Genomic DNA, 12,371 nt, shown 5'->3' with positions numbered 1-12,371 from the left:
ACCATGATTGAAGCCCGCAGCCTCGCCAAGGTCTTCGGCGGCAAGACTGCCGTCGACGACATCAGCTTCGACGTCCAGCCCGGCAAGGTCACCGGCTTCCTCGGCCCGAACGGGGCCGGCAAATCGACGACCATGCGCATGATCATGGGGCTGGACTATCCCACTGCCGGCAGCGTGACGGTCAACCGCCGGCTTTACGCCGACCACAAGGCGCCCTTGAGGGAGGTCGGTGCGCTCCTGGAGGCAAGGGCTGTCCACCCTAAGCGGACGGCTTACAACCATCTGCGCGCGCTCGCCGCCAGCCACGGCATCCCCAAGGAGCGCATCATCGAGGTCATGGAACTGACGGGCCTCGGTGCGGCGGCCAACAAACGTGTGGGCGGTTTCTCCATGGGGATGGGCCAGCGGCTGGGAATCGCGGCCGCATTGTTGGGAGATCCCCGCACGCTTATCTTCGACGAGCCGGTGAACGGACTGGACCCGGAGGGCGTGCAGTGGGTCCGCCATCTTGCCAGGGGCCTCGCGGCGGAGGGTCGCACGGTGTTCATTTCCTCGCATTTGATGAGCGAGATGGCAGTCACCGCCGACCACCTGATCGTGATTGGCCGCGGCAGGATCCTGGCGGATGCACCCATGGACCAGGTCCTCGCCGGCAGCGGCCGCGAACGTACCCTGGTGCGCGCGGACGACGTCGATGCCCTGGCGGCGGCGATAGGTTCGGATGGCGTGGAAATACGCCGGCCGGCACCGGGCCAGCTCGAAATCCTCGGGATGTCCGCCCGCGGTATTGCCGAAGCTGCGCTGTCGCGGCGGATCCTGGTCACTGAGCTGACCCCGCGGCAGGCGTCCCTGGAGGACGCCTATATGGAGTTGACCCGTGGAGAGGTCGAGTACCAGTCCCGGGTTATTGAGCCGACGGTCGGGGAAATCCCTAGTCATCCCTAAGGGGGAGCCCTGATTCATCCCTTGGACCGGTCCCGTTGCGGTGCTGGCCGCCTATGGTGGAGGTAGACCCCCCAGCTTTTGCTTCCCAACGTGAGGATCACCCATGATCGAGGCATCCGGCCTCTCGAAGCGCTACGGCGGCAAAACCGCCGTCGACAATGTTTCCTTTACTGTCCAGCCCGGCAAGGTCACCGGTTTCCTGGGTCCCAACGGGGCCGGTAAGTCGACCACCATGCGCATGATTGTGGGTCTGGACCGTCCGACCTCGGGCCGGGTGCTCGTCAACGGCAAACCCTACGCCCGGCACAAGGCACCCCTCCGCGAGGTCGGTGCCCTGCTCGACGCGAAAGCCGTCCACACCAAGCGCAGTGCCTATAACCACCTGCGGGCCATGGCAGCTACCCACGGCATTTCCGCCAACCGGGTGAACGAGGTCATTGAACTCACCGGCCTGACCTCCGTGGCGCAGAAAAGGGTGGGCGGCTTCTCCCTGGGGATGGGACAGCGGCTGGGCATTGCATCGGCCCTGCTGGGAGATCCCTCCACCGTCATCCTGGACGAGCCGGTCAACGGGCTGGATCCGGAAGGCGTCCTCTGGGTCCGCCATTTGGCCCGGGAACTTGCCGCGGAAGGCCGCACCGTTTTCCTTTCCTCCCACCTCATGAGCGAAATGGCGCAGACGGCGGATCATCTGATCGTCATCGGCCGCGGGCGGATTATTGCGGATGCACCTATCGCCGATATCATTGCCGGCCAGAAAAAGGTCCGCGTCCTAGTCCGGACCGACAGCCCGCGCGAACTGCTGCAGGCCCTGACCGGACCGGAGATCACCGGCGTCGAAAAGGAAACCGGCCTGCTGGAAATCACCGGCGCGGAACCGCGCCGTATCGCCGAGACCGCTTTGGAGCGGCAGATCCTGGTGTACGAACTGACGCCGCTGCAGGTGTCCCTTGAGGACGCTTACATGGAGCTGACCCGGGACGACGTTGAATACCGGTCCAAGGACCGGCCGCAGGAGCTTTCCGCTGCGGGAACTGCCTCCGGGAAGGGGAAATAGAACCGTGAGTACCGCTACAACATCCAAGAATCCCGCGTCATCGCCGGCGGCCTCCTCCGGCTCCGGGTTGAGCTTCCTCCGGGTCCTGCAATCCGAGTGGATCAAGATCACTACGGTCCCTTCCACCGTAATTCTCCTCGCCATCACCGTGGTGGTGATGGTCGGACTCGCAGCTCTCGCTGCCTGGGGCACAGCCGAGATTGTCAATGAATTCGGCGGCGGCGCCGACAGCCCGGAAGCAGCGCAGGCCGGGCCGCCTGCGGCAGACAGCCTGGTTCCGGAGATCCCCGCCAGCGGACTCTTCTTCGGCCAGTTGCTCATCGCTTCCCTGGCGGTGGTGCTCATCGCCTCGGAATGGGGCACCGGAATGATCCGCTCCACCTTCAGCGCTGTTCCGAAGCGCATTCCGGCGCTGCTGGCAAAGAACCTGCTTATCGCCCTGATTTCCTTCGTGGTCGGCGCCGGAGCCGCTTTCATTTCCTTCCTGGTGGCCCAGCCGATCCTGGGCAGCGCGGACCTCAGCCTGTCCCTGGATGATGACGGAGTGCTTGCCAGCATCCTCAACACCGGAACGTGCCTGGCACTGATCGCCGTGTTTGCCATGGCAATCGGAACCTTGCTGCGGAACACCGCCGGAGGCGTGGTGACTGCCATCGGCATCATCTTCGTCCTGCCCCTGGTAGTGGCCATCGTGGAGAACCTGGCGGACTGGATTCCGGACGCCGCACGGTTCCTGCCGAGCAACGCGGGAACCCAGCTGGTGACGGCCGGACCGATTGCGGACGGAGCCCTCACCCAGCTGCAGGGCGGCCTGGTCCTCGCAGCCTGGGCAGCTGTACTGCTGATCGCTTCCCTCGTCGTAACCAAGAAACGGGACGTCTAGGGGCACTGAACTTCGGTAAGGGTGGAGGCGGAAGAACGGCCGCCGCCACCCTTGCCGGATCCAAATCCCACGAACAATTCCTCCACAACCCCCGGTGCTTGCTGCGCCGGGGGTTCTTTACGTCCGGAACGGGCGGCGGTTACGCCGGGACCGGCCGCTCTGGTTGAATCGGAGCATGTCCAACGCATTGGCCCACGTAAATGATCTCGGCGCGTTTGTCAGCGCCTCACCGTCCAGCTTCCACGCAGCGCGCGAAGGTGCGCGCCGCCTCACGGAGGCGGGATTCACCGCAGTACTCGAGACCGGGGATTTCCCCCGCTCGGCCGGAAAGTTCTTTGTGGTGCGCGACGGCGCATTCATCGCCTGGGTCACTCCCGAAGCCGCCGGCCCCGCCACCGGTTTCTCGATCCTGGGTACCCACACCGATTCCCCGTCCTTCAAGCTCAAGCCCCGGCCCACCACCGGCCGGCTCGGCTGGCTGCAGGCCGGCGTCGAAGTGTACGGCGGCCCGCTGCTGAACTCCTGGCTGGACCGGGAGCTGCAGCTTGCCGGGCGCATGGTCACCCTGGACGGTGTTGAGCGGCTCGTGGAGACCGGTCCGCTGATGCGTTTCCCCCAGCTGGCCATCCACCTGGACCGGGCCGTGAATGAAGGCCTGAAACTGGACAAGCAGCAGCACATGAACCCGGTATGGGGACTGGGGGACCCCTCCGCCTCGGACCTCGTGGCGCTGCTGGCAGCGAAGGCCGGCCTGGCGCCGGAGGAGATCGGCGGATACGACATTGTCGCCGCGGACACCCAGGCGCCGCAGATTTTCGGCGCCGAGGGCGAATTCTTCGCCTCGGGACGGCTGGACAACCTTTCCTCCGTCCACGCCGGCGTCGTCGCCCTTATTGCCGCCGACGTCGCACCCACCGCGCCGGTTGCCGTGCTCGCGGCCTTCGACCATGAAGAGGTGGGCAGCGGGAGCCGGTCGGGAGCCGCCGGGCCGTTCCTCGAAGACGTCCTCCTGCGGATCAGCGACGGACTGGGCGCCACGACGGCGGAGCGTGCACGGGGGCTGGCTGCCTCCTTCTGCATTTCCGCGGACGTCGGCCACTCCGTCCACCCCAACTACGCGGAACGCCACGACCCCGCCAACCATCCGGTGCTCAACGGCGGTCCGCTGTTGAAGATCAACGCCAACCAGCGCTACACCACCGATGCGCCCGGCGCGGCCCGCTGGGCGGCCCTCTGCGCCGCTGCAGGGGTGCCGTACCAGGAATTCGTGTCCCACAATTCCGTTCCCTGCGGTTCAACCATCGGCCCCCTGACCGCGACGCGGCTCGGAATCCGGACCGTTGACGTGGGGATTCCCGTTCTTTCAATGCACTCGGCCCGGGAAATGGCCGGCGTGGAGGATCCCCTGCGTCTGGCCGCCGTGGCCCAGCTGTTCTTCGCGTCGGGTGCCGCCTGACCCCCGGCGGAGCCCCCGCAGATTCCGGCGTGTCAATCCCGGCCCCGGAAATCGGATAGGATATGAAAGTCTGTGCTGTCGGCTTAGGTCGGCAGATTCCCCCCGCTGCGGATCAGCTGCAGGCCGAGGGGAGACAACGCAAAAGAACCTCCTGTTACGGAAATGCCGTGACCGTATAGCCCAAAGGAGGTGGGTTCACAAATGCGTGCTTATGAACTGATGGTAATCATCGACCCCGAGGTCGAAGAGCGTACCGTCGAGCCTTCGCTCGACAAGTTCCTCAATGTTGTCCGCAACGATGGTGGAACCATCGACAAGGTAGACATCTGGGGCCGTCGTCGACTGGCCTACGAAATCCAGAAAAAGACTGAAGGCATCTACGCGGTGGTTAACTTCACCGGTACGCCTGCAGCAGCAGCCGAGCTTGATCGCCAGCTGAGCCTTAACGAGACCATCATGCGCACCAAGATCATCCGCCCGGAAGAGCAGAAGATCTCGAAGAAGGATGCCAAGAAGGCCGCTAAGGACGCTGCAAAGGTTTCCGCAGAATAATTTCGGCAACCCGTACTGATATCAGGAGGCTTTCATGGCAGGCGAGACAACAATCACCGTCGTCGGTAACCTAACCAACGACCCGGAACTGCGGTTCACTCCGTCCGGTTCGGCAGTGGCGAACTTCACCATTGCTTCAACCCCTCGGACCTTCGACCGTCAGTCCAACGAGTGGAAGGACGGCGAAACGCTGTTCCTCCGTGCGTCTGTCTGGCGTGAAGCTGCTGAAAACGTCGCCGAGTCCCTTACCAAGGGAACCCGCGTAGTTTGCCAGGGCCGCCTGAAGTCGCGTTCGTACGAAACCAAAGAGGGCGAAAAGCGCACCGTAATGGAGCTTGAGGTCGATGAAATCGGCCCCTCGCTGCGTTATGCCTCTGCCAAGGTCACCCGCACCCAGCGCTCCGGCGGTGGTGGCGGCGGTGGCTTCGGCGGCAGCAACGGCGGCGGTGGCGGCGGCTTCGGCGGCAACTCCAACTCCGGTTGGGGCGGCGGCCAGCAGCAGCAGCCACAGTCCGCACCGGCTGACGATCCCTGGGGCGCCCCTGCGGGCGGCAACTCCGGTGGATGGGGCAGCGGCCCGGATTCGAACGATCCGCCCTTCTAAACCTCTTCATTCGAAGAGCGGCTACCCCCATTTGGGAGGAGCGGCCCTTCACCCGGCGTCTTCGGACGCCATCCTCAGACGGCAACCGCCGTCGAGCCCATCCCGTGGAAAATGTATCCACGGGCTCCACTAGACATAAGGAGCTCCACGATGGCTAAGGCTGAACTTCGCAAGCCCAAACCAAAGTCCAATCCCTTGAAGGCCGCTGACATCACTGTCATCGACTACAAGGACGTAGCATTGCTGCGCAAGTTCATTTCCGACCGCGGAAAGATCCGCGCTCGTCGCGTAACTGGCGTCTCCGTGCAGGAACAGCGCAAGATCGCCCAGGCAATCAAGAATGCCCGCGAAGTTGCTCTCCTGCCTTACTCCGGCGCTGGCCGCGGCTAAAGGAAAGGAACCTAACTCATGGCAAAGCTCATTCTGACCCACGAAGTAACCGGTCTCGGCGCTGCCGGCGACGTCATCGAGGTTAAGGACGGTTACGCACGTAACTACCTCCTGCCCCGCGGCTTCGCTCTGACCTGGACCAAGGGTGGCGAGAAGCAGGTTGAGTCCATCAAGGCTGCCCGCGCTGCCCGCGAGCACGCTTCCCTGGAAGATGCTCAGAAGCAGGCTGCTGCTCTCTCCGCCAAGCCGGTCAAGCTGACCGTCAAGGCCGGCGAGTCCGGACGCCTCTTCGGTACCGTCAAGCCCGCCGACGTTGCTGCCGCTGTTGAAGCCGCCGGTCTCGGCGCCATCGACAAGCGCAAGGTTGAACTGCCGACGCACATCAAGTCGGTTGGTTCCTTCCAGGCCAACGTCCGCCTGCACAACGATGTTGCAGCCGTCATCGACCTTGAGGTCGTTGCAGGCTAGCGTCTGACGCAGACACGCAAGCACCCTCCTGCCTTCGGGCCGGGGGGTGCTTTTGTATGTCCGGGCGGTGTTCAGCGGGCTGCTGCAGCCGCCCGGGATGGGAAATCCACAGCCCGCAGGCCGGAGTTGTGGATATCGGCAGGGTAATTTGTGGATTTCGCCACCCCTAGGCCTGTTTAGAGCTCCTGTCAACACGGTACCGACTGGTGGGCGCGGCGGAAAAATAGTTTGTTTACACAGGTGTGGACAAGCGTTTGCCCTAGTCAGAGCCCCTTTTGTGGAAAAACCCAAGTTTTATCCACATGCTTATACCCAGCCTGTGCACAAGACACGCCGCGTTATGCACAGACTGTCCACAGGACCTGTGGATAACGCGTTTGTCGGCAGGGCGCAGGGGGCATACGGTTGCGGTGAATCCCTTCTTCAGACGCATGCCAGCCGGTGGAGGATGTCAGCGCCGCCGCCGCCATTCCGGCCGGATGTCAGTGCGGGCTGATAGAGATAGTTCAGCCCTCCGGCAGGGCAGGGATCGAAACGTCTTAGCCTTTTATGGAAAGGGTCACAGTGTCGCTCACGCATACGGACTCCCCGGCATCAACATCAAGTCCGGACTTTGCGAGGACACCGCCCCAGGACCTTGTGGCCGAACAGTCGGTACTTGGCGGCATGATGCTGTCCAAGGACGCCATCGCAGACTGTGTGGAGGTTCTACGGGGCCTCGACTTCTACCGCCCGGCCCATGAGGCCATCTACGAGGCCATTATTGATCTCTACGGCCGCGGCGAACCGGCGGATGCCGTCACCGTGTCGGATGAACTCACCAAGCGCGGCGAGATCGGCCGCATCGGCGGCCCTGCCTATCTGCACACGCTGATCCAGTCCGTTCCCACCGCTGCCAATGCAGGTTTCTATGCCGAAATTGTGCGCGAGCGGGCCGTTCTCCGCCGTCTGGTCGGCGCGGGCACCAAGATTGTCCAGCTTGGCTACTCCAACGAGGGCATGGAGGTGGATGACATTGTCAACGCCGCCCAGGCCGAGATCTACGCCGTGGCCGAGCGCCGCACGGCGGAAGACTACGTACCGCTGAAGGACATCATCGAAGGCACGGTGGACGAAATCGAGTCCGCCGGGCACCGGGGCGAGGGCATGACCGGCGTCCCCACCGGCTTCTACGAACTCGATGAGCTCACCCAGGGCCTGCACCCGGGCCAGATGATCGTCATCGCCGCCCGTCCCGCCGTCGGTAAGTCCACCTTCGCGCTGGACTTTGCCCGCTCTGCGGCCATCAAGAACAACATGACCACCGTCTTCTTCTCGCTGGAAATGGGCCGCAACGAAATCGCCATGCGCCTGCTCTCCGCGGAAGCGACCATAGGCCTCCAGGACCTGCGCAAGGGCACCATCAAGGACGAGCAGTGGGGCAAGATCGCCACCACGATGGGCCGGATGAATGACGCGCCGCTGTTTATCGACGACAGCCCGAACATGTCCCTGATGGAAATCCGAGCCAAGTGCCGTCGCCTGAAGCAGCGCCATGACCTCAAGCTCGTGGTGCTGGACTACCTGCAGCTGATGTCCTCGGGCAAAAAGGTGGAGTCCCGCCAGCAGGAAGTTTCCGAGTTCTCGCGTGCGCTGAAGCTGCTCGCCAAGGAACTCGAAGTACCCGTCATCGCGCTGTCGCAGCTGAACCGTGGTTCCGAGCAGCGCACCGACAAGAAGCCGATGGTGTCCGACCTGCGTGAGTCCGGCTCCATTGAGCAGGACGCTGACATGGTCATCCTGCTGCACCGCGAGGACATCTACGACAAGGAGTCCCCGCGCGCCGGCGAGGCCGACGTTATTGTCGCCAAGCACCGTAACGGCCCCACCAAGACGATCGTTGTAGGGTTCCAGGGCCACTATTCGCGCTTCTCGAACATGGCGGTAGAGGGCGGCAGCGGCTTCTAGCCGCGGCTAACCCCTCCTCCCCACCACCGATCCACCCCCCCCACGCCGCAGGAGATCCAGCATGCCCAAGTCCAAGCCCCGCAAGAAGGCCGTCACCAAGAAGAAGCAGGCCCGCCGGGCCGAGCATGAAGTCAACGCCCTGCTGCGCGGTGAAACCGCCTACTTCAGCGACGAGGCGGAGGCACTGCTCACCGCCCGCGGCTGGATCAGCGAGCGGGACCAGCCCGGCGGACCCGATCAGGGCGACGCCTGGTACTGGATGCCCTCCCAGCTGCCCGCCTACCTGGAGGAAGGCGAGCCGGTACCCACCTCCATCTACCCGTCCTCCGAAAACACCTTCGTCAGCCAGCTGGCGACGCCGGACGGTTCCGTTCCCCCGGTGGCACAGACCGAGTACGACTCCCTTGAAGCACTCGAGGCGGACCTGGACAGGCTGCAGGCCTACCGGGTGCCCGACGACGCGTGGACCGTCCTGGGCGGCGGTCCTTCCGCCGAGGAGACCCCCGGTGACCTCATTGACTCCATCACCGAGGAGTGGGAGCTCATCGCCGAGCTCATCCACTTCCCGTACAGCAGCGACGCCGGTCCGCGTTCCTTTGCGGCCGTCGAGCAGGCCGTGCAGGACGGCCGGCTCACCGAGTACGCCTACCGGTCGGTCCTGGCTGGCCGCGAAGCACAGTAACCAGGCCGCACAGTAACTGCGCCGCCCAGTAACCGCGCCGCAGAATAACCGCGGGGCGCGCCCGCGGGGCGCTCCGCCTAGCCCCGGTTTGAGGCGCCCGGACCGCCTGCGGGCTCTCCGTGGGCATCATGGCTGGAGGCCAGCTGCCACGGCACGGAAGCGACCATGATGGCCGGCTCGAAGTGCAGCCGGGCCTTGATGCGCAGGGCGGTCTGGTTGTGCACCAGCTGCTCCCACCAGCGGCCCACCACGTACTCCGGAATGTAGACCACAAACAGTTCCCGCGGCGCGTTGCGCCGGGCATCGCGCAGGTACGCCAGCACGGGGGAGATGGTCTCGCGGTACGGCGAGGACAGCACCGTCAGGGGTACCGGGATCTGCAGGCGCTCCCAGTCGGCCAGTGTGCGGCGGGTGTCCTCCGGATCCAGGTCCACGATGATCGCGTTCAGGCTGGAGGGGCGGGACGCCCGTGCGTAGGCAATGGCCCGCAGCGCCGGCTTGTGCACCTGCGAAATCAGGATCACGGCGTTGACCCGGGAAGGCAGCGCCAGGCCGTGGTCGTTTTCATTCAGCGCGAGTTCGCGGGCGACGGTGTCGTAGTGGACCCGGATGCTGTACATGATCACGTACAGCACGGCCATGGCGAGCAGGGCGATCCATGCGCCGTGGGTGAATTTGGTAATGATGACAATGAGCAGCACCAGGGCCGTCATGCCGAAGCCGAGGGAATTGATCGCGCGGGAGCGGTGCATCCGCCGTCGTACGTCCTTGTCCCGTTCGGTACGGAGCTTCCCCGTCCAGTGCCGGATCATGCCCAGCTGGCTGGCAGTGAAGGAAACGAAGACCCCGACAATGTAGAGCTGGATCAGCTGGGTGACATCCGCATCGAAGGCGACAATCAGCACCAGGGCGCCCACACCCAGGGCAATGATGCCGTTGCTGAAGGCCAGCCGGTCCCCGCGGGTGCGCATCTGGCGGGGCAGGAACCCGTCCTTTGCCAGGATCGAGGCCAGCACCGGGAAGCCGTTGAACGCGGTGTTGGAGGCGAACACCAGAATCAGCCCGGTGGCGGCCACCACCAGGTAGAACGCGATGCTGCCGTCGCCGAAAATGGTTTCCGCCAGCTGGCTGATGACCGGATGCTGCACGTACTCGTCGCCCACCGGGTCACCGTTGACGGTGAGCTGGGTTTCGGGATGCTGCGCCACATGGACCTTGGTGAGGTTGGCCATGGCGATGATGCCGCCGATCATGGCTGCGGAGATCACGCCCAGGAGCAGCAGGGTGGTCGCGGCATTGGCGCTCTTGGGCTTGCGGAAGGTCGGTACGCCGTTGCTGATGGCTTCGACGCCGGTGAGCGCGGCGGCACCCGAGGAGAAGGCACGCAGCAGCAGGAGGGCGCCGGCAAGCCCCACGAGTCCCTCGTCGAAACCGGATTCCTTCACCAGTTCGAAGGAGGCGGACGGTGCCTGCTGCAGATCTCCGCTCAGGAACTGGATAAGGCCGGTGAGGCACATGCCCAGCACGGAGGCCATGAAGATGTAGGTGGGTACGGCAAACAGGGCGCCGGCCTCCCGGATGCCGCGGAGGTTCACCAGGACCAGTACCGCCACGCCGATCACGGCGATGGTGGCCTGGGTGCCGTGCAGCGCGGGAATGGCTGTCACCAGATAGGACGCCGCGGAGGACATGGACACAGCCACAGTGAGCACGTAGTCCACCAGCAGCGCGGAGGCGACGGTAAGGCCGGCAGGCTTGCCCAGATTGGTGCTGGCAATTTCGTAGTCGCCGCCGCCGGACGGGTAGGCATGGACGTTCTGCCGGTAGGAGGCCACCACTGTGAGCAGCACAATGATGACGGCCAGCCCCACCCAGGGGGAGAGGGTCACGGCAGCGACGCCGGCCAGTGCCAGGGTGAGGAGGATTTCGTCGGGCGCGTACGCGGCCGAGGAGAGGGCGTCCGAGGCGAAAACCGGGAGCGCAATCCGCTTGGGAAGGAGGGTGTGCGAGAGCCGTTCGTTGCCGTAAGGACGCCCGACCAGAATGCGCTTGAGCGCATTGAAGAATGTGAGCACGAGGACCAACGTTAGACCCGGGCCGTAGGCACTGTCCAGAAGCGCAAAATCCGCCGGCAGCACGGCCCGCCGGCGGATGCCCGGCAGCCGGCGGTGGAGTACGGTTCTGGGTATGGCTTATGAGGGTGGTACGAGTCCCGCAGGCCTTCGGCGCGCCCCGAATATCCGTGATGTCGCAGCTGCTGCGGGGGTTTCCCACCAGACTGTTTCCCGGGTGATCAACGGACACGCGAACCTCCGCGAGACCACCCGCCAGCGGGTGCTTGACGCCATGGAGGAGCTGCAGTTCCGCCCCAACCGCGCCGCCCGGGCCCTGGTCACCAAGGAATCCCGCATCATTGGCGCCCTGGTCGCTTCCGGGGCCGAATACGGGCCGACGGCGACCCTGCAGGCAGTCCAGACGGCCGCCAATGCGGCCGGTTACGTTGTGGACCCCGCCCACATCGACAAGGCGGACCACCGGTCCATCGAAGCCGCATTGGATCGCTTGATGAGCCACGCAGTGGAGGGCCTGGTGCTGCTGGCACCGCAGTCCCGGACCCTGGAGGTGATCGAGAAGCTGTCCATCCGGATCCCGTTCGTCACGGTGCATTCCCTGCACAGCGAGGATCACCGCATGTCCGTGGACCAGCTGGCCGGGGCGCGGCTGGCCACCCGGCACCTGCTGGAACTGGGACACCGCCGCGTGGTGCATGTACCCGGACCCGAAGAATGGGTGGAAACCGAGGCCCGCCGGCAGGGGTACCTGGAAGAGATGGCGGAGTGGGGTCTGGAGCCGGCCATCGTCCCTGCCGGGGAATGGACGGCAGATTCCGGGTACCGGGTGGGGCTGGAACTGCGGCAGGAACGCCGGTTCAGCGCCGTGGTCTGCGGTAACGACCACATTGCCCTTGGCCTTGTGCATGCCTACGCCGACGTCGGGCTGCGGGTGCCTGAGGACCTCAGCGTGGTGGGTTTCGACGACGTGCCCGAAGCCGCGCATTTCCTGCCGCCGCTGACTACCATCCGGCAGGACTTTCCGGAGCTGGGCCGGCGCTGTGTGGCCGTGCTGCTGGCGGAACTGCGCGGTGAAGCCCCGGTGGCAATGGGGGACGTGGCCCCCCGGCTTATCCAACGCGCCTCGGCGGTCGCTCCGGCGGTTGTTCCCTGGGCGGCGGCTCCGCCGGTCTGACCTGCCTGCTGCGGGTCCGCCCGACTGACCGCCTGCTGCGCCGGCACACACTTGGGCCATCCACGTCCGAACCGGCTCGCTGACCCGCCTGCGCCTGCCGCGCCTGCACACACCCTGGGGCCAGCCGCGCCTGCTCCGGCT

At 65.0% G+C, this 12,371-nt stretch carries 12 protein-coding genes; 11 read left to right on the top strand and 1 reads right to left on the bottom strand.

From position 1 onward, the window contains the following. Nucleotides 1-3 precede the first annotated feature (3 nt). The 10 genes from N2K95_RS16075 (at nt 4) to N2K95_RS16030 (ending at nt 8,984) form a co-directional block, all read left to right on the top strand. Nucleotides 4-945 (top strand): ABC transporter ATP-binding protein, encoded by a 942-nt coding sequence (locus N2K95_RS16075; protein WP_260652370.1) that lies wholly within the window; start codon nt 4-6, stop codon nt 943-945. Between the two features lie 103 nt (nt 946-1,048). Further along, on the top strand, nt 1,049-2,002 hold the full coding sequence (locus N2K95_RS16070; protein ID WP_260652369.1) for an ABC transporter ATP-binding protein: 954 nt from the start codon (nt 1,049-1,051) through the stop codon (nt 2,000-2,002). Nucleotides 2,003-2,006: 4 nt separating this feature from the next. Further along, entirely contained in the window at nt 2,007-2,885 is an 879-nt protein-coding gene (locus tag N2K95_RS16065; protein WP_260652368.1) for an ABC transporter permease, read from the top strand. A gap of 175 nt (nt 2,886-3,060) precedes the next feature. After that, nucleotides 3,061-4,341 (top strand): M18 family aminopeptidase, encoded by a 1,281-nt coding sequence (locus N2K95_RS16060; protein WP_260652367.1) that lies wholly within the window; start codon nt 3,061-3,063, stop codon nt 4,339-4,341. Nucleotides 4,342-4,542: 201 nt separating this feature from the next. Beyond that, complete coding sequence (gene rpsF / locus N2K95_RS16055) at nt 4,543-4,893, top strand: 30S ribosomal protein S6 (protein ID WP_227920298.1); 351 nt, start codon at nt 4,543-4,545, stop codon at nt 4,891-4,893. A 34-nt stretch (nt 4,894-4,927) separates the two neighbouring features. Continuing rightward, the gene (locus N2K95_RS16050; protein ID WP_260652366.1) at nt 4,928-5,497 is read left to right on the top strand and encodes a single-stranded DNA-binding protein; all 570 of its coding nucleotides are present in this window, start codon (nt 4,928-4,930) and stop codon (nt 5,495-5,497) included. Between the two features lie 150 nt (nt 5,498-5,647). Beyond that, nucleotides 5,648-5,887, top strand: coding sequence for a 30S ribosomal protein S18 (gene rpsR / locus N2K95_RS16045; protein ID WP_007269381.1), 240 nt, complete (start codon nt 5,648-5,650; stop codon nt 5,885-5,887). Nucleotides 5,888-5,905: 18 nt separating this feature from the next. Next, nucleotides 5,906-6,355 carry a 50S ribosomal protein L9 gene (gene rplI, locus N2K95_RS16040; RefSeq protein WP_255791275.1) on the top strand — a complete coding sequence of 150 codons (450 nt, stop codon included), beginning with the start codon at nt 5,906-5,908 and terminating at the stop codon, nt 6,353-6,355. Nucleotides 6,356-6,919: 564 nt separating this feature from the next. Next, nucleotides 6,920-8,302, top strand: a complete 1,383-nt coding sequence (gene dnaB / locus N2K95_RS16035; RefSeq protein WP_229945963.1) for a replicative DNA helicase — start codon at nt 6,920-6,922, stop codon at nt 8,300-8,302. A gap of 61 nt (nt 8,303-8,363) precedes the next feature. Further along, nucleotides 8,364-8,984, top strand: coding sequence for a cell division protein CrgA (locus tag N2K95_RS16030; RefSeq protein ID WP_260652365.1), 621 nt, complete (start codon nt 8,364-8,366; stop codon nt 8,982-8,984). Between the two features lie 77 nt (nt 8,985-9,061). On the opposite strand, the gene N2K95_RS16025 is transcribed toward N2K95_RS16030, so the two are convergent. After that, complete coding sequence (locus N2K95_RS16025) at nt 9,062-11,059, bottom strand: APC family permease (protein WP_260652364.1); 1,998 nt, start codon at nt 11,057-11,059, stop codon at nt 9,062-9,064. Between the two features lie 112 nt (nt 11,060-11,171). Between N2K95_RS16025 and N2K95_RS16020 the strand changes: the two genes are divergently transcribed. Further along, nucleotides 11,172-12,230: a LacI family DNA-binding transcriptional regulator gene (locus tag N2K95_RS16020; RefSeq protein ID WP_260652363.1), complete on the top strand. Its 1,059-nt coding sequence runs from the start codon at nt 11,172-11,174 to the stop codon at nt 12,228-12,230. The last annotated feature ends 141 nt before the right edge of the window (nt 12,231-12,371 follow it).

Source organism: Arthrobacter zhaoxinii, assembly GCF_025244925.1.
Lineage (GTDB): Bacteria > Actinomycetota > Actinomycetes > Actinomycetales > Micrococcaceae > Arthrobacter_B > Arthrobacter_B zhaoxinii.
This window is presented reverse-complemented; position numbering and strand designations above follow the sequence as displayed.

What these genes read in the sequence shown, in the direction of transcription:
- N2K95_RS16075 (WP_260652370.1), top strand. Translation starts at nt 4, where the DNA reads ATGATTGAAGCCCGCAGCCTCGCCAAGGTCTTCGGCGGCAAGACTGCC.
- N2K95_RS16070 (WP_260652369.1), top strand. Translation starts at nt 1,049, where the DNA reads ATGATCGAGGCATCCGGCCTCTCGAAGCGCTACGGCGGCAAAACCGCC.
- N2K95_RS16060 (WP_260652367.1), top strand. Translation starts at nt 3,061, where the DNA reads ATGTCCAACGCATTGGCCCACGTAAATGATCTCGGCGCGTTTGTCAGC.
- rpsF (WP_227920298.1), top strand. Translation starts at nt 4,543, where the DNA reads ATGCGTGCTTATGAACTGATGGTAATCATCGACCCCGAGGTCGAAGAG.
- N2K95_RS16050 (WP_260652366.1), top strand. Translation starts at nt 4,928, where the DNA reads ATGGCAGGCGAGACAACAATCACCGTCGTCGGTAACCTAACCAACGAC.
- rpsR (WP_007269381.1), top strand. Translation starts at nt 5,648, where the DNA reads ATGGCTAAGGCTGAACTTCGCAAGCCCAAACCAAAGTCCAATCCCTTG.
- rplI (WP_255791275.1), top strand. Translation starts at nt 5,906, where the DNA reads ATGGCAAAGCTCATTCTGACCCACGAAGTAACCGGTCTCGGCGCTGCC.
- N2K95_RS16030 (WP_260652365.1), top strand. Translation starts at nt 8,364, where the DNA reads ATGCCCAAGTCCAAGCCCCGCAAGAAGGCCGTCACCAAGAAGAAGCAG.
- N2K95_RS16020 (WP_260652363.1), top strand. Translation starts at nt 11,172, where the DNA reads ATGGCTTATGAGGGTGGTACGAGTCCCGCAGGCCTTCGGCGCGCCCCG.